The organism is Allobosea sp. P4_E12 (genome assembly GCF_056401655.1).
This window is the reverse complement of the sequence record NZ_JBFUIY010000022.1, coordinates 82,183-105,012: the sequence shown is the minus strand read 5'-3', so window position 1 is coordinate 105,012 and position 22,830 is coordinate 82,183. Positions and strand designations below refer to the sequence as shown.

General features: G+C 64.4%; 14 protein-coding genes and 1 pseudogene. 8 read left to right on the top strand and 7 right to left on the bottom strand.

Going from position 1 to position 22,830, the window contains the following annotated elements; translation table 11 throughout:
* Window positions 1–295 precede the first annotated feature (295 nt).
* A complete protein-coding gene (locus AC1DW9_RS25025) occupies window positions 296–1,222 on the bottom strand; it encodes a LysR family transcriptional regulator (protein ID WP_441508972.1) in 927 nt (308 codons plus the stop codon).
* A gap of 131 nt (window positions 1,223–1,353) precedes the next feature.
* On the opposite strand from AC1DW9_RS25025, the gene AC1DW9_RS25020 reads away from it, so the two are divergent.
* Entirely contained in the window at window positions 1,354–2,541 is a 1,188-nt protein-coding gene (locus tag AC1DW9_RS25020; RefSeq protein WP_441508971.1) for an MFS transporter, read from the top strand.
* Between the two features lie 23 nt (window positions 2,542–2,564).
* Window positions 2,565–3,008 (top strand): twin-arginine translocation signal domain-containing protein, encoded by a 444-nt coding sequence (locus AC1DW9_RS25015; protein WP_441508970.1) that lies wholly within the window; start codon window positions 2,565–2,567, stop codon window positions 3,006–3,008.
* 534 nt (window positions 3,009–3,542) lie between these two features.
* Here the strand turns inward: AC1DW9_RS25015 and AC1DW9_RS25010 are convergent.
* Window positions 3,543–10,076, bottom strand: a complete 6,534-nt coding sequence (locus AC1DW9_RS25010; protein ID WP_476777098.1) for an autotransporter-associated beta strand repeat-containing protein — start codon at window positions 10,074–10,076, stop codon at window positions 3,543–3,545.
* A 468-nt stretch (window positions 10,077–10,544) separates the two neighbouring features.
* On the opposite strand from AC1DW9_RS25010, the gene AC1DW9_RS25005 reads away from it, so the two are divergent.
* On the top strand, window positions 10,545–11,588 hold the full coding sequence (locus AC1DW9_RS25005; RefSeq protein ID WP_476855207.1) for an AraC family transcriptional regulator: 1,044 nt from the start codon (window positions 10,545–10,547) through the stop codon (window positions 11,586–11,588).
* A gap of 494 nt (window positions 11,589–12,082) precedes the next feature.
* On the opposite strand, the gene istB is transcribed toward AC1DW9_RS25005, so the two are convergent.
* The 5 genes and pseudogenes from istB to AC1DW9_RS24980 all read right to left on the bottom strand — a co-directional run bounded on the left by istB (window position 12,083) and on the right by AC1DW9_RS24980 (window position 16,768).
* On the bottom strand, window positions 12,083–12,811 hold the full coding sequence (gene istB / locus AC1DW9_RS25000) for an IS21-like element helper ATPase IstB (protein WP_054211923.1): 729 nt from the start codon (window positions 12,809–12,811) through the stop codon (window positions 12,083–12,085).
* Window positions 12,811–13,821 (bottom strand): annotated as a pseudogene (locus AC1DW9_RS24995) (IS21/IS408/IS1162 family transposase); the annotation flags it as partial. The pseudogene AC1DW9_RS24995 and the gene istB, both read right to left, overlap by 1 nt.
* A 53-nt stretch (window positions 13,822–13,874) precedes the next feature.
* Window positions 13,875–14,576 (bottom strand): IS6 family transposase, encoded by a 702-nt coding sequence (locus AC1DW9_RS24990; RefSeq protein WP_476855206.1) that lies wholly within the window; start codon window positions 14,574–14,576, stop codon window positions 13,875–13,877.
* A 243-nt stretch (window positions 14,577–14,819) separates the two neighbouring features.
* Window positions 14,820–15,365 (bottom strand): cupin domain-containing protein, encoded by a 546-nt coding sequence (locus tag AC1DW9_RS24985; RefSeq protein WP_441509055.1) that lies wholly within the window; start codon window positions 15,363–15,365, stop codon window positions 14,820–14,822.
* Window positions 15,366–16,018: 653 nt separating this feature from the next.
* Entirely contained in the window at window positions 16,019–16,768 is a 750-nt protein-coding gene (locus AC1DW9_RS24980; protein ID WP_441509056.1) for a GntR family transcriptional regulator, read from the bottom strand.
* Window positions 16,769–16,956: 188 nt separating this feature from the next.
* Here AC1DW9_RS24980 and AC1DW9_RS24975 point away from each other — a divergent pair, with 188 nt between their 5' ends.
* The 5 genes from AC1DW9_RS24975 to AC1DW9_RS24955 all read left to right on the top strand — a co-directional run bounded on the left by AC1DW9_RS24975 (window position 16,957) and on the right by AC1DW9_RS24955 (window position 22,768).
* On the top strand, window positions 16,957–18,339 hold the full coding sequence (locus AC1DW9_RS24975) for an aminotransferase class III-fold pyridoxal phosphate-dependent enzyme (RefSeq protein ID WP_441509057.1): 1,383 nt from the start codon (window positions 16,957–16,959) through the stop codon (window positions 18,337–18,339).
* A 125-nt stretch (window positions 18,340–18,464) separates the two neighbouring features.
* Window positions 18,465–19,433, top strand: coding sequence for an aminotransferase class IV (locus AC1DW9_RS24970; protein ID WP_441509058.1), 969 nt, complete (start codon window positions 18,465–18,467; stop codon window positions 19,431–19,433).
* A 29-nt stretch (window positions 19,434–19,462) separates the two neighbouring features.
* A complete protein-coding gene (locus AC1DW9_RS24965) occupies window positions 19,463–20,476 on the top strand; it encodes an amino acid ABC transporter substrate-binding protein (protein ID WP_441509061.1) in 1,014 nt (337 codons plus the stop codon).
* A gap of 58 nt (window positions 20,477–20,534) precedes the next feature.
* Window positions 20,535–21,641 carry an amino acid ABC transporter permease gene (locus tag AC1DW9_RS24960; protein WP_441509059.1) on the top strand — a complete coding sequence of 369 codons (1,107 nt, stop codon included), beginning with the start codon at window positions 20,535–20,537 and terminating at the stop codon, window positions 21,639–21,641.
* 8 nt (window positions 21,642–21,649) lie between these two features.
* Window positions 21,650–22,768: an amino acid ABC transporter permease gene (locus AC1DW9_RS24955; protein WP_476777101.1), complete on the top strand. Its 1,119-nt coding sequence runs from the start codon at window positions 21,650–21,652 to the stop codon at window positions 22,766–22,768.
* Window positions 22,769–22,830 lie beyond the last annotated feature (62 nt).

Below are 22,830 nucleotides of genomic sequence, written 5' to 3'. Positions count from 1 at the left end.
AGACCAAGTCCCTCAAAAACGTCAGTACGGAGATGAGCCTCCACGTCCTGGCCTACAATCTGAAGAGAGTGATCGCCATCCTTGGCGCTGGGCCGCTCATTCTGGCGATGCGGACCTGAAAGGGTCGCCGCGACTCTCGTCCAACTTCACCCGCAGACGACGCGGCGCACACCTCAGGCATCCCAATAGCGCGTTTGCACACGGCCTCGGTGGGAAGCCGACCTCTTACATGTGCCAATGCACCGGTCCGGATGCGCCAACTCCGGACATTCGAGGCCTGCCGGAAAGCGGACTTTCAGCCCAGGCCAGAAGACCGTCCTGATCCTGCCTGGCTTCGGTAGCGCAAAGCGTCGACAACGACCTTGAAGGCGGGAAGGTTCTGGCGGCGGCTGGGATAGTAAAGGAAATAGCCGTCGAAAAAGGGCGACCAGTCGTCCAGCACCAGGACCAGTTCGCCCGACGCGATCTGCCGCTCCACTATGTCGTCGGGGACGTAGGCGATGCCATAGCCGTTCACCGCCGCATCGATCATGGCGTAGGAGTTGTTGAAGGTGAGCTGGCCGCTCACCCGGACACGCAATTCCTTTCCGGCTTTTTCGAACTCCCAAGCATAAAGCCCGCCGGCTGTTTCGTGGCGCATGTTGATGCAGACATGCCCGACTAGGTCCTGAGGATGGTCCGGCACTCCGTGCGCAGCGAGATATCCGGGCGAAGCGACCGCTACCAGCCGCCAGTCCGGGCCGATGCGGACCGCGATCATGTCCTTCTCGACGCTCTCACCCAGACGGACCCCTGCGTCGAAACCCTCCTCGACGATGTTGCGGAAGGTGCTGTCGAGGATCAGTTCGACATTGATGTCGGGATAATCCCGCAGGACCGGCCTGAGCTTCGGCCAGACCACGCTTTCAAGCGCATGGTCGGATAGTGTCAGCCTGACCGAGCCCGACGGCTTGTCGCGCAACGCCGTCAGCGCCGCGATCTCGTCCTCGATCTCCGCGATCCGCGGCGTGATCGTCTGGAGCAGGCGCTCGCCCGCGGTCGTGGTCGCGACATTGCGCGTGGTCCGGGTCAGAAGGCGAACGCCCATGCGATCTTCGAGCTGCTTGATCGCGTAGCTGAGAGTCGATTGCGCGACGCCGATCTTCGCCGCCGCCCGGGTGAAGCTGTGCTCCTCGGCCACGATCTGAAACCACCGGAGCTGGTTGAGATCGGTCTTGTCCATGAGAACCCTCGGTGTCTGCCCGCCGAGATTAATCGATCACATCGATCAGTGCATTCCAATTTCGGCGGGTAATCGTTCCGAGCCTGAACCACTATTTTGCACGGCATCAACAGATGCAGGAGCGACCCAACATGGCGGCTACCGCCGTATCGGAGGAAGGAACCAAGCCGACCGCCGCCTGGGGCGCCGTCCTCTCGATGGCGCTTTGCGTGGCGATGCTGATCGCTTCCGAGTTCATGCCGGTCAGCCTGCTGACGCCGATGGCCGAGGGGTTGCGCGCGACCGAGGGCCAGACGGGTCAAGCGATCTCGATCAGCGGTCTCTTCGCGGTGGCGGCGAGCATGGTCATCACCACGGCCGCCGGGACGCTGAACCGGAAATGGGTCCTGGTCGCGATGACGGCCTTCATGCTGGTCTCGCTGGTCCTGGTCGCGGCCGCCCCGAACTTCGCGGTGCTGATGCTCGGTCGCGCCCTGCTCGGGATCTGCATCGGTGGCTTCTGGGCGCTCGCGACGGCCGTGATCATGCGCCTGGTTCCCGATAGCGAGGTGCCTCGCGCGCTGGCCCTGATGTATGGCGGGCAAGCGATCGCGGCAGCCTTCGCCGCGCCCGTCGGCAGCTATCTCGGCGGTCTGTTCGGCTGGCGCGCGGTGTTCTGGGCGCTGACGCCGATCGTCGCCGTCAACCTCGTCTGGCATGTGATCGCCCTGCCGTCGCTGCCCGCGCGCCAGCCGCAGGATTTCCGGACCATGTTCGGCCTGCTGAAGCGCCCGTATTTCCTGCGCGGCCTGATCGCGTCGATGCTGTCCTGGGGCTCGGCCTTCACGATGTTCACCTACCTGCGCCCGTTCCTCGAACAGGTGACGGGAGCCGACGTGACGACGCTGTCGATCCTGCTGCTGGTGCTCGGCTGCGCTGGCTTCGTTGGAACCTGGGGCTCCGGCCGCTTCCTGCATGGCAGCGTCGCTCCTCTCCTGAAGCTGCCCGCGCTGCTGATGGGCGGCTGCACGATTGGTCTCCTGCTGCTCGGCGGCTCGGTCGCCGCAGTGGGCCTCTTCCTGGCTCTCTGGGGTGCGATGAACACCGCCATGTCGGTGATCTGGATGACCTGGATGTCGCAGAACGTCGACGATGCGCCGGAGGCCGCCGGAAGCCTGATGGTGGCCGCGATCCAAGCCTCGATCCTGCTCGGGGCCGTGGTCGGCGGGATGCTGCTCGATGGTCTGTCGATCTTCGCGACCTTCCTGGGGAGCGTCGCCCTGGCCGCCATCGGCATCGCGCTGATCGGCAACGGAAAACGTCTGCTGAAGCCCGAATAGTCACAGAGAACGGGGAGATAACGATGGACACCTCCAACACGATCACAGCGTCGTCCGCACGCCTGGACCGTCGCGACTTGATGAAGCTGACCGGTGCGGGCGTCGCAGCCTTGGCAGCCGCATCACTCTTCAACCTCTCCAAAGCAAAGGCTCAAGGCATGACAGCGGACTGGGACAAGACTTTCCCGAAGAGCGAGAAGGTCGATCATCGGAAGGTCACCTTCAAGAACCGATACGGCATCACCCTGGCGGGCGATCTCTATTTGCCCAAGCGCCAAGGCGATCTCTCAAGGCGCACAGCGCCTGTCACCATCATGCGTATTTTGTCACCGCGGGGCATTCAATCTGTCACTGGCGCGGATCGGCGCCTGTTCAACAGGCGACACGTGGGGGAAGACGAACGAATGCCCAATCGCCCGAAGAGCGAGGTTAATGAAAAACGAGGCATAGTGTTGCCGCGATTGTAGGAGAAGTTCCGCAATATGATTTTTGACGCCCGGCCCTGCCGGGCGTCACTTCGTTTTCAAACAGGCCGAGAAGCTCGGTTTTCCTGCCAGCTGGCAATCCAGTCCGCCCTCTGCAAGGGCGCCTTCGGCAAAGCTCGTTCGAAAATCGAGTGGCCTCCTGTCGGACTATTGTTGATTGCCCGGTGCCCGCGCCCCTCCCGGCGTCCCGTCTATCGGCTTCGCGAGCGGAACTCCGACAGTTGCGACGACCAATCTACCGCTCTCAATGGCCGGGCGAGCAGCGATGAGCACGTTCATTTCTGGGAACCTGAGCTTCCGGAGCTGGCCCGTTCCCGACATCCAGGGTGTCTGCTTTCGGGCAGTCTTGGTTGGCGCACTAGTCGACGAGCAAAAGTGGCCCATTCCCGACATGTGGAATGTCTGGGTTCAGGCAGGTCAGCCCGTGGAGCGCCCTGCGAAGCCGAGCCGCGAAGGCGGGCTATGCTCCCACCGGCATGATGCCAGCCGGCAGCGGTCCAAACGCTGGCGCCTGGCTCAGAAGCTGACGAGCAACTGGGCAGTACCGCCAATGCTGCGCGTGTTTGCCGCGAACTCGGAGTCGACGCGCATTCCGAGGCTCACGCTGGGGCTGAGCTTGATGTTGGCTCCCATCGCGAGCAGGGCTGCGTTGCGGTCGGGCCTTGCGCCCGTGACGCCAAAACTGGCGCCGGGCAGGCCGTTGATCGAGGCCGTGAGATCCGCGTCGCGCTGGTAATACTGCGCCCAGGAGGCGCGCACGAAGCCGGTGACCGGCGTCGCGCCGGCGATCAGGTTGGCATCGAGCTGCAGGCCGAGTTCGCTGCGGCTGGTGATGTCGGATCGCCGCGCCGGCGCCAGGGTGCCGGCGGTCACGCCAGTCCCGTCGCGCTCGAGGGCGGCCGGCCTGCTCGCGCGCACGGCCTGGAAGGCGGCGAACGGCGAGAGCGTGATGTCGCTCCAGATGATGACCGGCAGGCTCGCCTCGATTCGGCCGCTCCAAGCCTGCGTGGTGTAGGAGGATGTCACGCCGGTCAGGCCGAGCGCCGGGATCGCGCGCCTCGTATCGGTCTCGAGCCGGCCATAGGCCAGCGCCGCCGCGAGGTTGACGCTGCCGAGCGTGGTGCGGCCATGGAGTCCGGCCTGGAAAACATCGGCGTCGGCTTTGCCGAGCCCCCCCGAGAGCGAGGCGCGCGACTGGCCGCTCGCGACAGCGAGACCCGCGACCGTGTTCGAGCCAAGCCTGATGTCGGCTCCAACTGCGACATGGCCGTCGGAGAGGTTGCGATTGGCGGAGCCTGCGGCCTTGTCGCCGTCGGTGCGCCCGGTCAAGCCGAAGGTCGCGCCCCAGAGCGAGAAGCGCGAGGGGTCGAAGGTCGCGCGACCGGGACCATCTTGCCTGGAAGGCAGGTCGGCGGTGAAACCGGCGGCGCCGCCGGGACCTCCAGGCTGGCCCGAGAGCCTGCCTGCGCCTGAACCGTCGAGCATGGTGCGCAGGAACTGGCCCGCCGCGCTGTTGGCCATGGAGAGCGCAGCGGTGTGGACCTCGCCCGAGAGCTGGTTCAAGGCACCGGGAATGGCGGCGGCCGGCAGGTTGAAGATCGCAAACATTGCGGACGGGTCGGCGCCCCTAGCCACGGCGGCATCGATGCCAGAAGCGACGGACGCAGCATTGCGCGGCGCCGGCACACCCAGTGACGGCGTCACGATTGGGACGAGCGCCTTCGGCGCAAGGCTCAGGAGGACCTCGGTGCCGGTATAGCCGATGTTGGTCGTCACGCCGTCTCCGAAGAGGCCCGTCGCATCCACGGTCCCGAAGGTCGTGCTGCCGAGCCCACCCGCCGCCGAGAGCAAGGTGTAGGACGCGGAAAAGAGATAGGCCCCGCCGAGCGGCACAAGCCGCAGCGTGCCGGCCAGTGCTGCCGTGCCGGTGACGTTGATCCGGTCAGAAACCGCGCCCTGCACCTCGGCGAGATAGAGCGAGCCCGGCCCCAGCACGAGATTGCCATTCACCGTCAGCGTACCCGGCGAATTTCCCGGGGATAGCGTGCCGTGTACGGTCATCGAGGGCAGCCGGCCCGAGCCGCCGACCGTAGCGCCGGCTGCCACGGTGACGCCGGAGGACGCGGCGATCGAGCCGGTGACGATGAGCGTGCCGCCATTGATGGCGGTCGCGCCGGTATAGGTGCTGACGCCTGACAAAGTCTGCGTGCCGGCGGCGAGCGTCAGTCCGCCACTGCCGGCGACGGCACCGGAAAATGTGGTGGATGCGGCATTGGCGAGCGTCAGTCGCCCGGCGCCGAGAGCCACAGTGCCCGCGCCGGCGAGTGAGGCGATGGTCTGATTGAAGCCGTTGGCGTCGAGGACGGCTCCTGCCGCGACCGTGACCGCGCTTCTGGCGCTGAACCGGTTCGCCGCATTCGCCAGCAGCGCGCCGGCATTCACCGCCGTGGCCCCGACATAGCTTGCCGCGCCCGCCAGCGTGGTGACCCCGGCTCCGTTCTGCTGCAGCGCGCCGGTGCCCGAGATGTCACCTGGCAGCGTCAGCGCGTCGGAGCGGTTGATCGCAAGGATGCTGTTGTTGATGACAGCACCGACGATCGAGCCGGTGGTGCCACCGTTGCCGATCTGCAAGGTGCCGGCGCTGATCGTGGTGCCGCCGGTATACGTGTTGGTGCCGGTGAGGACGAACGTACCGGTGCCGTTTTGCCGCAGTGCGCCGGTACCCGAGATGGCGCCGGATAGCACCGGCGCGTCCGAGCGGTCGACCGCAAGAACACTGTTGTTGATGACGTCGCCGACGATCGAGCCCGTGGTTGCACCATTGCCGATCTGTAAGGTGCCGGCGTTGATGGTGGTGCCGCCCGTAAAGGTGTTGGTGCCGGTGAGGACGAGCGTGCCGGTGCCGTTTTGCTGCAGTGCGCCGGTGCCCGAAACAACATTGTCAAAGGTCACCGTGTCGGAGCGGTCGACCGCAAGGATCGCGTTGTTGGTGACATCGCCCGCAATCGAGCCGGTGGTTTCGCCATTGCCGAGCTGCAGGGTGCCGGCGTTGATCGTGGTGCCGCCGGTATAAATGTTGGTGCCGGTGAGGACGAGCGTGCCGGCGCCCTGCTTGGTCAGGCCAATGCCAGCGCCGGCGATGGTCGAGTCGATGGTCGCCGTGACGCCGGCATCGGTGGTGATAAAGCTCTTGGCCGGATCGCTGAAGGGATCGCCGGTCATGTTCAAAGTCCCGCCGGTCAGCGTATAGCCGCCAACCGTGAATTGCAGACCTTGAATGTACTGCGGGTCTGCGACCGTGACCGTTCCCGCCACGCCCCCTAAAATGCCGACGCCTGCGCGCCATTGGTCGTTGATTTGCGCGCCGGGCAGCGAAGTCCAGTTCGTGTTACCGGCATTCCACGTCGCGGTTCCGCCGTTGACAGCCCCGTTGCCGGTCGCATCGGCACCATCCCAGAATTGGACGACCTGACCGGCCCCGGCCAGCAGCACGTTCACCTGGTTCGGAATCGTCGTGTAGATCGTATTGCTTAACGCGCCGGAATTGACGGTGTCGTAGGAGCCGGAGATCGTCCCCGTGACATTGTAAAGGCGATACCAGCCTGCTGAGGGCGGTGTGAGGTTGAGCGTGCCGGCCATCGAAAGATTACCGCCAACATTCACGAGATCATTGCTTGCGCCGCCAACGATACCGGACTGGCCAAGCTCGAAATTGCTGATCGATCCAATGTTCTGGACGAGATTGCCGGTGATGGTCAGTGTCCCCGGGCTGAAGCCCGCGGACAGGATGCCGCCTGCATCGATCGCGACGTTGCCGCCGACCCTGCCTGTCCCTCCAAGCGTGCCGCCGTTGTGGATGTTGAAGGTGGCCGCGCCGTTGCCGAGCGTGCCGCCCGCGCCTATCAGCAGTCTGCCGGAATTGACATTGACTGTGCCGCTGAACGCCGAGCTGTTCCCCGTCAGGGTCTCGGTGCCGGCCATCAGCGTCAGCCCGCCGCTTCCAGTGATCGCGCCCCCAAATGTGCCCGACGCGTTCGCCAGCGTCAGCGTCCTGGCGCCGAGGGTCACGGTTCCCCCAGTACCGGCCAGCGACCAGATGGTAGCGCCCGCCCCCGTCGAGGCTGAAATGTCAAACACGCCCGCTGCCAGATTCACGCCGCTCGAGGCCGCAATACTGCCGGCGCCGCTCAGCGCCAGCGTACCGCCATTGATCGTGGTCGCGCCGGTGTAACCATTGCTTGCGGCTAGGGTCTCGGTCCCCGCCGTGAGCGTCAGCCCGCCGCTTCCAGCAATCGCACCGCCGAATGTGCCGGAGGCGTTCGACAGCGTCAGGGTATGGGTGCCGAGCGTCACATTTCCGCCTGTACCCGCCAGCGACTTGATGGCGGCGCCCGGACCCGTCAAAGCGGAAACGTCAAACGCGCCTGCTGTCAGGTTCACGCCACTCGATGCCGCGATGCTGCCGGCGCCACTGAGCGCAAGGGTGCCCCCTTCGATGGTGGTTGCGCCGGTATAGCCATTAGTCCCCGTCAGGGTTTCGGTACCGCCCGTCAGCTTCAGGCCACCGGCCCCATTGATGGCGCCGCCAAAGGTGCCAGAGGAAGGGCCCGCGTTGGCAGCGTTGGAGATCGTCAGCGTGTTGCTGCCGAGCGCCACGGTTCCGGTGTCGCCAACCAGCGTTTGGATGGTCGCGCCACCGGCCGAGGCGGAAATGTCGAAGGTTCCGCTCCCACGTGTGCTGACCGCGTTCGAAGCTGCGATGCTGCCGATGCCGTTCAGAGCAAGCGTGCCGTCCTCGATGAAGGTCGGACCGGTGTAACCATTGATTCCGCTGAGGGTTTCGGTGCCGGTGGTCAGCACCACTGCGCCGGCTCCATTGATGGCACCACCGAATGTTCCCGATGCGTCCGACAGCGTCAGCATGCTAAAGACGGAGCCGAGCACGACCGTTCCACCGGAGCCCGCGAGCGACTTGATCGTTGCGCCAAAGAAAGATCTGGAAGGATCATATGCACTGGAAATGTCGAACGTCCCGCCCGGTGCCAGGTTGACGCCGCTCGAAGCTGCGATGCTGCCGCCGGTGCCGCTCAGCGCAAGCGTGCCGCCATTAATGGTGGTTGCGCCTGTATAGCCATTGGTCCCGGTCAGGGTTTCGGTGCCGGCCGTCAGCGTCAGTCCGCCGGCGCCGTTGATCACGCCGCCAAAGGAGCCTGACGCATTCGACAACGTCAGCGTATTGCTGCCGAGCGCGACGCTTCCTCCCGTACCGGCCAACGACTGGATGGTTGCGCCAGGCGCCGTCGAACCGGAAATATTGAACGTCCCGCCCGTTGCCACGTTGACGCCGCTCGAAGCTTCGATGCTGCCGGTGCCGCTGAGCGCGAGGGTGCTGCCGCCGTTAATGGTGGTGGCGCCGGTATAAGTGTTGGTGCCTGAAACCGTCGTGGTGCCGGTGGTCGTCGTCACGGTGGCTGATCCACCGAGGCCGTCGATGGCGCCGCCCGTTGACGTCACCGCACCGCTCAGCGACCCGTTCGTCAACGTGCCGCCCGCGAGCAACACGGAATTGATCGTCTGGGTGTGGCCGCCGAGATTCAGCGTGCCGCCGCTGTTGATCCTCGTCGCACTGGCCGCGCTGAAGGCATTTGCGGCACCGCCGACCAGGCTGCCGCCATTGATGGTGGTCGCACCCGAATAATTATTGCTGGTCCCGGTCAGGATTTCGGTGCCGGCCGTCAGCGTCAGCCCGCCGGTGCCGTGGATGTTGCCGCCAAAAGAGCCTGAGGCATTCGACAGAGTCAGCGTGTTAGTGCCGAGTGCGACGATTCCTCCGGTACCGGCCAGCGACTTGATGGCGGCGCCCGGACCTGTCGAACCGAAAATGGCGAACGTCGCCCCCGTCGTCAGGTTCACACCGCTCGAGGCCGCGATGCTGCCGGCGCCGCTGAGCGCGAGCGCGCTGCCAGATGCGATCGTTGTGTCGCCCGAATAGGTATTGCTGCCACTCAGCGTCAGAATGCCCGATCCACTCTGAATGACCGCGCCCGAGCCGACGATGGGATTGGACAGGGTGACGTCGACAGATTGATTGAACGTCACACTGCCGGTGACACTGATGTTACCGGTCAGCGCCCACCCGGGCAGAAGCGTCAGCGTGTTGTTGCCGCCTGTAAAATTTATGGCATTCCGGCCGGCGATCGTTCCGCTGTTGATGACAGTCAGATCGGCGCCGCGAACCCCGTCCCCATTTCTCCCGGCGGGGCCGGCATCACCAACGACCTGGCCGAAAATCGCACCGCCGATATAGATCCCCCCGGCAGAGCCGCTCCCGCCCGCCCCACCATTTCCGGCCCTAATCGTGCCGCTGTTGGTGAGAACCGCGCCCGGCACCGCGAACGCGATGCCGCCCCCACCATCACCGCCATTGCCGCCGACCCCCCCAGATATGCCATTGCCGCCGACGCCGCCGTTACCGCCAGTGATGGACGAGGTGTTGGTGAGGACCGCGCCGCCGCCGGTGACCAGAAGTGCAGTGCCGCCTTCGCCGCCGCCGCCACCACTCCCCCCCGCGGCGATCGCTACTGGGCCGGGAGAAGGCATCACCGGAGCGCCATTCCCGCCATTGCCGCCGGATCCCGCGGACACCGGTGTGCTGATCGTCACAGAGCCCGCGCTGACTTGACCGATACTACCGCCGCCGCCGCCGCCACCACCACCGCCTCCGACATTCTCGTTGATGACCCCAGCAGAGGCGCCCGCGGCGCCAGCAGCGCCACCGGCGCCACCCAGGCCACCGGGGCTCAGGCTGTTTTCCTCGCCGGCGGAGCCCGCGCTACCGGCTTGGCCGGCTGCGCCTCCGTCGCCGCCCTTGCCGCCGGAAATAACGAACGGGTACGCGGGATTATCTGTGATGTTGTTAGCAACGCCGCCGGTGCCGGCCTCGGCTGCCGCAGGTGCCGAACCAACAGTCAAAACCGCGGTGACGGAGAAGAGCAGGATGCCTGCATGCAGCGCAACCCGGAGCCAACGGCAGTATCGCCTCGCGCTCATCGATCCGCCCCCGTCGATTGGTCCAGGGCGGTTGTTCGTGGACGGTTGGCCTTGGCGCCGGCGCGGGCGACGTAGCTGGCCCGGATTGCGCGGTCGCCCCCTCGGTTACGGCGGGGGGCCGCGCCGCCTGGCATCGTACTGGACATGATGGTCATCTTGCTCGGACCCGGGCTGGCCGAGAACGCCAGATAGGTCATGCCGAATGGAAGAAATGTCTGCGTGCTTGTCTTCCGCGGAACAGCTTGGCGCCGGAGACGAGGCTCAACGCCGGTCATGGCCGATCCGGTCTCCCCGCGTTTGTCGCCCCTGAGCCCACCGTCACTGGCTTGTATTTCGCTGACGTTCCATATTCTGCAGCTCGGGCGATAGGGTTTTCGGTGACGACACGGTTTTCATCGCCGAATTTGTCGACCCGCTGCCGAATTCGTCTAAGGTGGTCGACGCCGGGCAGCCAAGGCCGGCGGGGGGATGACCATGGCCGTTCCTGCTTCTGCCCTGCCGGCGGGATTCGATGTTGTTCGGGCGAGCAATCCCGAGCTTTTTTGCGGCACGTTTCGCGTCACGGAACGGGCCGCTCAGTCAAGCCGGATCTTCGCCTATCAATTGCGGGATCGCTCACTGTGGCGGCTGCGTTTCGAACGGCCGATCTTCACGATCGCGACGCGCGGCGCTGGCTCGATCCTGGCAAGTTACGCCGACAGCAGCTTCGCTACCGACACTTTCGTCGATGGCGACGAGGGGGGGCTGTTCTGCTTAACGACGATGCTGGCGGGCCAGACGACCCTGGAGCATCAGGGAAAGTCTGCGACGGCCACAGTTCGGTCCGGGCTCGCCTGGAGGCCCGGTCCAAGCGTACGCCTCTCGATGAGCGACCACAATGCGCGCACGAACATCTTTCTCAAGGTATTGGATGTAGAAAGTGCGCTTGAGCACATGCTGGATGAGCAATTGCGCGCGCCCCTCGAATTCGAGCCCAGCCTCGATTGGACGAGAGGGCTGGGTTCTAGCCTGAAGCACCAGCTCGATTTCGTCATGCAGGAGTTTCAGCGGGAGGACGGCGTTACCACCAGCGCGGTCGCCATGGCGTCTCTGACCGACTTTCTCATCTCGCTGGTCCTGCGCGGCGCCGCGCACAACTACACCAATAGGTTAGACCGCCCAGCCGATGCGGCAATTCCCGCCTATGTTCGGCGAGCGGAGGATTTCATGCGCGCTCATGGTGAGCAGCCGATCCGGATGTCGCATGTCGCCGCGGCCGCCGGCTGCAGCTCGCGAACCCTGACGGCGGTGTTCAAGCATTTCCGCGGCAATACGCCCCTTGGCGTGCTGCACGCCATCCGGCTTGAGCTTGCGCGTGACGAGCTCACTCTTGGCGTATCCGGCGTCTCGGTGATCGCGGTCGCACGCCGCTACGGTTTCACCAATTCGGCGCGCTTCGCCGCCGCCTTTCGCCGCCGTTTCGGCGAGACACCGTCTGAGGTCGCGCGTCGCTCATCGCGCTCTTCCCGTTGAGCGCTGCAAAGGCCACGCGGGCCTGAGCGTGCTTGGCGCAAATGCGGCTTGCGTCCGTTCGGCGCCGCTTGAAAGATCTCCGTCGGCGTCCGCCTTTGGTGAGGTGTCGAGTGTCATCTCCGGCCTGAATGTCGATGTGCAGACGATGGACTGGGGCACCGTCGTCCAGCGCCGCCCATTCTGGGCAACACGCCAACTTCCGCTTCTGGCGCGACCCAACCTTCTTCGATCGGCATGGAGGAACGTCAGCAAGCCACCCGCCCGCGACTTTCGGAACGTCTGGTAATGGGCAATGTCCCGGCGAGCCCAGGAGCCGAAGGACCGCGCCTTCAACGCGTCACCGAAATTTTCGGATGTCAAACGGCGCGCAATGTTGCCCCCCGATCGGCGTCCAATATTGACCCCTTGATGAGCTGAGGCGGTCAGGAGGCGGCGCGGTGCAGCTGGTCGGGGTTGCGCAGCCGCGCCGGCTCCGGGTCGCAAGAGCGCTTGGCTCAGAGCCTGTTTTTGAAGCGCCAGCTCTCGTTGCCGGTCTCGACGATATCGCAGTGGTGGGTCAGCCGGTCGAGGAGCGCGGTCGTCATTTTGGCGTCGCCGAAGACGGAAGGCCATTCGCCGAAGGCGAGGTTGGTTGTGACGATGACGGAGCTCTGTTCGTAGAGCCTGCTGATCAGGTGGAACAGCAACTGGCCGCCGGACTGGGCGAAGGGCAGATAGCCGAGTTCGTCGAGGACGATGAAGTCCATGCGCGAGAGATAGTCGGCCATGCGGCCCTGCCTGCCGGCGCGGGCCTCGGCCTCGAGCTTGTTGACGAGATCAACGACGTTAAAGAAGCGTCCGCGCGCGCCGGCGCGGATGCACGCCCGGGCGATCGCAATGGCGAGATGGGTCTTGCCGGTCCCGGTGCCGCCCACGAGGACGACATTGCGCTGATGGGCGATGAAGTTGCCGCCAGCCAGGTCGTGGACGAGCGTCTCGTTGAGCGGAGTGCCGTCGAAGACGAAGTCGCCGACATCCTTGGCGAGGGGCAGCTTGGCGATGGTGATCTGGTACTTGATCGAGCGCGCCTGCTTCTCGGCAATCTCCGCCGATAGCAGATCGCCGACGATGCGCTGGGGTTCGTGCTGGCGCTTCACCGCTGTCGTGATGATCTCGTCGAAGGCGGCCTTCATGCCGTAGAGCTTGAGCTCGCCCATGGTGGCGAGAATCTCCGAGCGTTCCATCACACGGCCCTCCTGAGGCTGTCGTACCGGGCACAATCGGCGGCAGGCTCATGGCGCAGGCGCAGGGCAGCGGGCGTCATGATGGTGATCGCAGCAGCCGGTTCCCGGCGCCGGGCCAGGATGTTGAGAATGACGTCAGCCGAATGCACGCCTTGCTTCAGCGCCTCGGCGCAGGCGGCTTCGACCGCCGGCAAGCCATCGCTCAGCACCGTGGTCAGGATATCGACCATCTGCCGGTCACCATCCTGCGCCGCCGCCAGCTTCCGGCGCACCCGATCCAGCGCGGCCGGAAGAACCCAATCCTTGAAGGGTGCTCCGTTGCGCAGAGCGCCCGGCTTGCGGGCCAGCACCGGCACATAGTGCCAGGGATCGAAGGTCGTCTGATCGCGGCCGTAGCAGCGGGCGTGCTCGCCGACGATGCGCCCGTCCTGGCGGAGTTCGACGCGATCGGCATAGGCGCGGATCTCGACGGGTCGGCCGATCGCGCTCGCCGCGACCGAGTACTTGTTGTTGTCGAAGCGGACCAAGCAGGTCTTCGACACCGCGGCCGGCAGCGCATGGAAGCCGTCGAAGCTGCCGGCATAAGGCACGAGGCTTGGCCGTTCGGCTTCGAATGCCTCCCAGATCGTCACGTCGCGGCGCTCGGGATGGCGATGCGCCTTGGCATAGCTGAGCACCTGATCCATCAGCCAGGCATTCAGCTCGTCATAGTTCTTGACCCTGAGCCGGGGCGCGAAGAAGCGCTCGCGCACGAGGCCGACCTGGTTCTCGACCTGACCCTTCTCCCAGCCCGAGGCCGGCGTGCAGGCGACGGGATCGACCAGGTAGTGACTGCACATCTGCAGGAAGCGCCGGTTATAGGCGCGCTCCTTGCCGACGAAGATGGTCTCCACCGCCGTCTTCATGTTGTCGTAGATGCCGCGCGTGCAGGCACCCTTGAAGAAGGCGAAACCCCGGTCGTGGGCGTCGAAGACCATCTCCTGGCTCTCGCGGGGATAGGCTCGCACGAACGGTTCTGTTGCAAATTCCCGCGGCGCCATAGAATTTGGTGGTTCGTGCCCTTTCACGCCGCTGCGATAATCTCAAACTGCGCTGCGATGGACGGATTTGGATTGTAGGCGTATCTGGCCTGTCGCTTGCGCATCATGTGAACCATCTCGATACCGGCCAGGGTTGCAGCGGCGCTTTTGAATGATGTGAAGCCAAGCATCGATCGGATTCGCCGTTTGATCCGCCGATGATCCTGCTCGATCCGATTGTTCAGGTATTGGCTTTGCCGGATTCGGATCGGCTTCAGCTKGCGGCGTGASCGATCTTGAAGACGGCTTGTCGCATCACATGAGACGATGGCTTCCCGGTTRGTCTGGCTGCCGTCAATGACGATGCGCTCGGGCCGGCCGTGGCGTTCAAGCGCTYTGCGGAAGAACCGCTTGGCCGCCGACAGATCCCGATGTTCGCTGAACCARAACTCGACCGTGTCGCCAACGCTGTCGATGGCGCGATARAGATACATCCACCGTCCGCGGACCTTGATGTACGTCTCGTCCGCATGCCACTTGGCGGTCACGGCGCGTTTGCGCMGGTTGAAGCGCTCAAGCAGCAATGGCGAGAAGTAGACGACCCAGCGGTGGATCGTGAAATGGTCAATGCTGATGCCGCGCTCGGCCATCATCTCCTTCAGGTCGCGCAGGCTCAGGCCGTAGGCCAGATACCAGCGAACACACAGCAGGATCACCGATCGGTCGAAATGACGGCCCTTGAACATCTGGAATCCCCCCGCCAATGGCTGGAAGGTGATGCCCTAACCTCCGTAACTGAAGAGTTTGCAACAGAACCGGTAGCTGAGGGCGCGCTGGATCATGCCCGCCCGCCCTGCAGACAAACGCCGCCACAGACACCTGAACACTCTCGTCTGGGTCATCATCACGCTCGGGTATTGCTCCCACGATCGACGATATTTCCATCAGGTCCGGAGTGCTTCTCTGGTAAACGCCTTTCAGGAACACGTCTAATATGTTGGGGGCGTGATGGCGCTCACGATCTCGCTCGGCTCGTCCGCGGCGTTGCGGAAACGATGCGGCTCGCGGCTATCGAAATAATAACCATCGCCTGGCTGCAGAAGCGCTGTCCGGCCCGACACCGTGACCTCAACCGCGCCGCGGATGACGAGGCCGCCTTCCTGGGCCGAATGAACGAAGGCTTCGCCGGTATCGGCTCCCCGAGGATAGGTTTCATGGAGCATCAGCATTAAGCGGTTAGGGTAACCTGCTCCGATCACGCGATAGGAAATGGCATCCGCCCGGCCGATTTCAGCCATATCCGCTGCGCGGCAAAACGGATCCGGCGGCGAAACCGCATGAAAATCGAGAAAGAACCCCGAGAGGGTCGTCCCTAGTGCGTCGAGGACCGCATGCAGCGTGTTGAGGGAGGGGCTGATCAAATCCCGCTCGATCAGCGAGATCGAGGAGTGGGAGACGCCCGAGCGCAAGGCGACGGCTCGGACGGTCAACTTTCGGCTCTGGCGGAGTTCTCTCAAACGATCGCCGATCTTCATGTCAGCCCCGTCATTGCGTACGGGATATCAAAGCGCATTCGGTGAGTATCATCAACAGAGCTATGCGCCGACTTGAGCTGTGGAGAAGCTTTCAGCGGATCCCGCTCAACGAATATGGCCTGCTCGCGAACCTGGCGAGCGAGGTCATGCGCCATGTCCGTGGTTTTGCTTCGAACCGCGGCCGGCCCTCGCATGCCGGTCAGTGCTTCGCCTGAGTCCTGGCGGCTGCCAATTCAGTTCTTCTCACAACGAGAGAACCCGTCTGGCCAACGGGAAATTCGCGCATCGAATCTGGCTTGTCGCAATGTCAATTTTCTGGACCTGTTGTTCGCTTGGTTCGGCCCAAAGCTCGATAATCAGGCGCCACTTATAGACGGGGAATTGGCCCCATCAGAAGCTACTTCCGCGATACCGATCGAGACCTCCCCTCTCTCGCGCAGAGTTCGACGAGAAGTCGGGCCTGAGCGCCGCTGATCTGTCCGTGCCTCCCCGCATCGAAGGCGTTGTTGAGGGCAATCGGACCACAGACGCGTATCAGGCACCCCTTGCCGAGCGGACCGAGTTCGTCACGGAGGACTTGCCGCGGCGGCGAGGCTTGCGGCGACGTGGACCGGCAAATAGGAATAGGTTCGATCCGGTTCGGAACTCGTTTGCTACAGCGTCCAGCCGAGGCGGGCGTACAGGTAGCGCTGATAGGTCAGGATATCGACGCGGCGCAGGTCGCGGATGCGACCGGGATCGCGCGTATGGACCGCCAGCGCCAGTTCTTCCATGACATGCGTCGAGAACTCCATGAAGTCGGGCTCCTCGTGGACTTTCACGCTGAGGCAGAACGCGATGATCGGCGCATTGCGGACGCGCAGCCGCCGGATCAGCGCCGCCAGCATCGCCGAACCGCAGCGCTCGGCGATGAAAAAGGACCAATCGTGGAAAGCGAGCATGTGCTCGCCCACACTTCCCCCGCGGTAGGCGCTGCGTACAGCCTCGGTCAGCCCCTGCAACGCCTGGAAATCCGCCTCTTGCGCGCGCTGGGCGAAACGCGCCGCCGCCTCGCCCTCGGTCAGTGAGCGCAGCAGCCAGATGTCGTCGCAGACGGTCCGGTCGAGCGCCGGGACCTGGATCCCGCGCGCCGGCGTTATCTCGAGCGCCTCCTCGGCCACCAGCGAAGACACTGCATCGCGAACGGGTTGCATGCTGGTGCCGAAGCCGGTCGCAAGCGACCGCAGCGAGAGTTTGGCGCCGGGATAGAGTCCACCCGAGAGCAATCTCTGCCGCAAGCCCTCATAGACCTGGATCGAGAGCGTGTTGGCGTTCTTTGCGCCATCGCGCTCGATCATGTACCCGCTCGCCTGCTCGGGCTCCGGAGACGTCTCAACCTGGGAATGCGGCAGGCGAGCGGCCACGGAAATCACCCCATTCTTGCTTCAACGGCGTGATCACAGCATGCATATGCACACTCGAGAGCATAGACGGACGCTGCACATTTCATGCCCAATCACCGCATACTTTATCATCTTGAGCGAGATTGACGCGGATCGTCATTGCCATATAGTCCTCGATTGTCAACTGTGATCACAGGAAGCTGCATGTCATGAACATCGCCGCACGCCTTTCCAATCATCACTCCGACATGCTGCTGCTGCCCTTCTCGAACCTCAAAAAACTGCGCGAGGAACGGCCGCTGGTCTTTACGAATGGCAAGGGCGTTTTCACCTATGACGAGGATGGCAAGGACTATATCGAGGCCGTCTCGACCTTCTATTGCGTGGGCTTGGGTTTCAGCGACGAAGAGCTGATCGAGGCCGCTATCGCTCAGCTCCGTGCGCTGCCGATGTACCCGTCAGGCATCCACAGGACCGTTCCCGTCGTGATGCAGCTCGCCGAGCGCCTGACGCGCGCAGCGCCTATTCCGAACGCCCATGTCATGTTCGCCACGACGGGATCAGAGGCAAACGACCAGCTCGTCAAGTTCACTTGGTACGCCAATCGCGTGGCCGGCGAGCCCAAGCGGCGCAAAGTCATCTCGCGTCGCGCGAGCTATCATGGCGGCACTATCTTTACGACGGCACTTGGCGGCGGCGCCGCGGTGCAGGAGGCCTTCGGCGTTCCCACCGACGACGTAATCCACGTCACGCACCCGACTTGGCCGCGCGGCGCACTGCCCGGTGAGACGGAAGACCAATATGCGGATCGCCTCGTCGTTGAGATCCGCGACGCCATCGAGGCGGCGGGGCCCGAGACCGTCGCGGCCTTCATCGCCGAACCGCTCTCGGTCTCGGCAGGCATGTTCCCGCCGCCGCGCGGCTATTTCCCCAAGATCAAGGCTCTGCTCGGTGACTACGGCATCCGGATGTATTCCGACGAGGTCGTGACCGGTTTCGGCCGTACCGGCACGATGTGGGGCTGCCAGAACTTCGATTTCCAGCCCGACTGCCTCAGCACGGCCAAGCAGCTTTCCGGTGCCTATCAGCCGATCTCGGCCGTGGTGATGTCGGACGAATTTTACAACGAGTTGGAGGCCGGTTCGGAAACAGCGGGCATCTTCAACCACGGATCGACCTATGGCGCTCATCCGGTCGCTGCGGCCGTTGCGCTTAAGGTTCTCGACATCTTCGAGCGGCGCGACATTCTCGGGCATATCGGCTCCGTCGCGCCCGTCTTCGCCAAGGGGCTCGCGGCGCTTGAAGATCACCCTCTCGTTACGTCCACCCGGGCCCTCGGCCTCGCCGGGGCCATTCAGGTCGCACTGCCGGGCTCCGGGAGTGGTGCGGATGCCGCGCCCTCGCTGGTACCGGGCGGCATCGCAACTCAGATCTACGACGCGGCGCTGGCCGCAGGTGTAGTCCTGCGCCCGCTGCAAGGCTGCCTCGTGCTGTCGCCGCCGCTGATCATCACCGAGGCAGAACTCGATGAGATGTACCGCCGGATAAGGATTGGCCTCGACGCCGTGCTTGCCGAGCTGCCGACCGCCTGAAATCGCCGTCGCGCCCGGAGCCGGGCGCAGCGCGAATTTTGCCAAACTTTTCAGCGGCCCTCCGGCACATGACGGAGGATTCCGCTCGCTGCCCGTGATCCGAAACCGCGACGAAGAGGTCCAGGATGAACGTCACCGCTTCCACCTTCGCATCAACCGACGCCGCCCGCTGGGCGAGTGGCGCAGCCTTCATCGACGGCGCCTATATGCCGATCGCCGAAGCCCGCATCCCGATCACCGACTGGGGCTTTCGCCGCTCGGACGTGACCTACGACGTGGTTAGCGTCTGGGACGGGAATTTCTTTCGGCTTGACGACCATCTCAAGCGCTTCCGCACCTCGATGGAAGCGATGCGGCTCATCCCGCGCGAGAGCGACGACGAGATTCGCCGCATCCTGCACAAGCTCGTGGCGCTGGCTGGTCTCCGGGAGGCCTATGTCGCCATGGATTGCCTGCGTGGACGCCCCCTCCCCGGCACGCATTATCACCCCAAGAACGCGCGCCCGTATCTCTGCGCCTACGCCATTCCCTTTGTCTGGCTGATGAAACCGGAGGTGATCGAGCGCGGCGCCCATATGATCGTCGCCTCGACCCCGCGCATCCCCGAGGCTTCCGTCAACGCCCGGGCGAAGAACTTCCACTGGGCCGACATGACGGCCGCCCTGTTCGAGGCGGACGAGAGGGGAGCGGACAATCCGATCCTGCTCGACGCCGCCGGCAACGTCACGGAAGGGCCGGGCTACAACGTCTTCTGCATCACCGAGGGCGTCGTCGTAACGCCAGACCGCAACGTTCTCGGCGGCATCACGCGCCTCTCCGTCATCGAGCTCTGCGCCCAACTCGGTCTCCCCTGCGAGGTTCGGGACGTGCCCGTCGAGGAGCTGCGCAACGCCGACGAGATCCTCGTCTCCTCGACCGCCGGCGGCCCGATCGGGGTGAGCCGCCTCGACGGTCGCATCCTCAACAACGATCGTCCCGGCCCCATCAGCCAGAAGCTGCGCGAGACCTACTGGGCCAAGCGCAAGGACGGCTGGCATGCCGAGCCGGTTCGATACGAAGCCGCCCGCCCCGAAGAAGAAGGATCGTCACCGTGAATAAAGCAGATCGGACCATCTTCAAGACGATGCTGTCCGCCCTCGGCGCCGCGCTGCTGAGCACGGCCGCCTCCGCCCAGACGCTGCCGGCCCCGGGGCCGACGGCCGAAGCCATCAAGAAGCGCGGCGAGTTGGTCTGCGGCGTCGACAGCGGCATTCCCGGCTTCGCCTACCAGGATTCCGGGGGCGCCTGGAAAGGCTTCGACGTCGACTACTGCCAAGCGCTCGCCGCTGCGGTTCTGGGCGACCCGAAGAAGGTAAAGTATGTTGGCACCACCGCCAAGGTCCGCTTCACAGTGTTACAGTCCGGCGAGATCGACGTGTTGATCCGCGACTCGACCATGACCTTCGCCCGTGACATCGGCCTCGGCCTGACCGAGGTCGCAGTCAATTTCTACGCCGGCCAGGGCTTCATGGTGCGCAAGAGCCTTGGGGTTAAGACTGCAGGGGAGCTGAACGGCTCCACAATCTGCATGATCACCGGCGCAACGCTCGAACTCAACATCGCCGACTTCGCCCGCTCCAAAGGCACGACGATCAACTCGCTGCTCTTCGAGAAGTCGGAGGAAGCCTTCGCCGCCGCAGAGGCCGGTCGCTGCGACGGCTATTCGGACGATACCGGCTCGCTCGCCGCCGCCCGCTCCACCATGAAGGTGCCGGACGACTGGATAATCATGCCCGAGGTCATCTCCAAGGAACCGCTCGGCCTCCATACGCGCGACGGCGACTATCGCTGGTCCGACATCGTCTTCTGGGTCGACACGGCGCTGAAGACCGCCGAGGAGTTTGGAATCACCAAGGCCAATGTCGATGAGAAGAAGAAGTCCGAGGACCCCTTCGTGCGCCGCCTGCTCGGGCTCGAGGGCGATTTCGGCAAACAACTGGGCATCGACAACGAGGGCTTTTACAGGGCCATCAAGGCGGTCGGCAATTACGGCGAGATCTACGACGTCCATTTCGGCCCCAAGGCGCTCGGCCTGCCGCGCGGCTTGAACAATCTCTGGTCGCAGGGTGGCCTGCACTATCCTCTTCCGTTCCGGTGAGATCGCCGGCATGGCTCGGACCAAATCCACATCCGGCAGCAACGCCGCGCTGTGGCCCATGAAATCATCCCACGCCCTGCTCTGGCAGGGCGTGGTCCTCGGTATCGCCCTGCTCGTCCTGATCTGGTTCGGGCACAATGCGGCGAGCCATCTCGCGCGCCGCAACATGGAGTTGGACTTCAGTTTTTTATGGCGCCCGGCCGGCTTCGCCATGCCGTTCCAAATCACGAACTTCAGGCCGACGGACAGCTACGCCATGGCGTTGGTCGCGGCCTTCTCAAATACGCTGCTCGTTTCCGCGCTCGGCGTCGTCACCACCACTGTCCTGGGCCTCGCGCTCGGCGTGATGCGTCTCTCTACGAGCTGGTTGATGCGCAGCGCCTCGGGCGCCATCGTCGAGCTGATCCGCAACACCCCGCAGCTCCTCCAGATCGTCTTTTGGTATGTCGGCGTGCTCCAGCTCTTGCCGCAGGCCCGCCAGAGCCTGTCCTTGGGAGGCCTGTTCTATCTCAATATCCGCGGTCTGTTCCTGCCCTATCCGCTGGCGGGCGACAGGACACCCCTGATCGCTGCCCTGCTGGTGCTGAGCCTCGTCCTCGTACCGCTGCTGCGTCACTTCCTGCCAATGCGGCGCAAGGGCACGCGCTGGCTCTGGCTGGTACCGCCCACCCTCTTTGCCGCACTGGTGGCGAGCTTGTCGGGCTGGAGCGCTCCGACGCTCAAAGGTTTCAACTTCACGGGCGGAATGGTGATGCCACCGGAGTTCGTCGCGCTCTGGGCCGGGCTTTCGCTCTACAGTGCCGCCTTCATCGCTGAGATCGTCAGGGGTTCGGTCGAGGGCGTCGCCAAGGGCCAGCGCGAGGCGGCCTACAGCCTGGGGCTGAAGCCTTGGCCGACGCTCCGGCTGGTCATTCTGCCGCAGGCGCTCAGAGTCATGATTCCGCAGATGACCAACCAGTATCTCAACCTGATCAAAAGCTCCTCGCTCGGCGCGGCCATTGCCTATCCGGAGATCGTTCAGATCTTCGCCGGCACGGTGCTCAACCAGTCGGGCCGTGCGATCGAGGTGATGGTGATCCTCATGGGCGTCTTCCTCGCTGTCAATCTCTTGGTCTCGGCGGGGCTCGCGCGGCTGAACGCCCGGTTCGCGCTTAAGGAACGTTAGGAAGCACGATGCCGAGCGCCGAAACGACCTCCATCGTCACTGTCGTCCCAAGGCACCCCAGCCCGCAGCTTGCTTCGGCAACGGCGATCATTCGCCGCTGGATCCGGACGAATCTCTTCGGCTCGTTTCGCGGGGGGCTGGTGACGCTCCTCACCGTTGCGCTGCTCGTCGTGCTGGTGCCGCCACTCCTGCACTGGTTCGTCACCGATGCCGTGTTCCAAGGTCGGAGCCGCTCGGTCTGCGGCACCGGCGCCTGCTGGGCCTTCGTCACCGACCGCATCGACATGTTCCTCTTCGGTCGCTATCCGGCGCCGGAGCGCTGGCGCGTCAAGCTTGCTGGGCTTGTCCTGCTCGTTTTTGCTGTCGCGGCCGCCTGGCCACGCAATCCGCGCCCGGTGCTTTCCGTACTGCTTCTTGTCACGCTCTGCCCTCTCATCGCCGGCACGCTACTGCTCGGTGGCGTCTTGGGCCTGCCAGTCGTTCCCACCGACCAATGGGGCGGCCTCTCACTCAACGTGCTGCTGACCTATGCGACGGTCGTGATCGCGCTCCCGATCGGCATCGTTCTGGCGCTCGGCCGGCGCTCAAGCCTGCCGGCGATCAGCTGGCTCTGCACCGGCTTTATCGAGCTGCTGCGTGGCGTGCCGCTTCTCGCCGTGCTGTTCATGGCCATGGTGATGCTGCCGATGTTCTTGCCGGAGGGCACCAGCTTTGACCGGCTGCTGCGCGCCATCGTTGGACTCTCGCTCTTCGTCGCCGCCTATCTTGCCGAGGTCGTCCGGGGCGGGCTGCAGGGCATCGATAAGGGGCAATACGAGGCCTCCGCCTCGCTCGGCCTTAGCTACTGGAACGCGCATCGTCTCATCGTGTTGCCGCAGGCCTTCCGGCTGACCGTCCCGGGCATCGTCAATACGGTGATCGACCTGTTCAAGGACACCACACTCGTCTCGATCATTGGCCTGTTTGACCTGCTCGGCATCATCGGGCAGGCGCTAAAGGACCCGAACTGGCTGGGCCTCGGCCGCGAGGGCTACGTCTTTGCTGCCGGGGTCTTCTTCATCTGCTGCTACGCCATGTCCCTTTACAGCCGCAGCGTCGAGCGTCGGATCGCACAGGCACGGCATTGACCCGAGGCCTGACTGAACCATCGGCATTGTCACGGCGTAGCGGAGTTGTTGCGCCTCGGTCG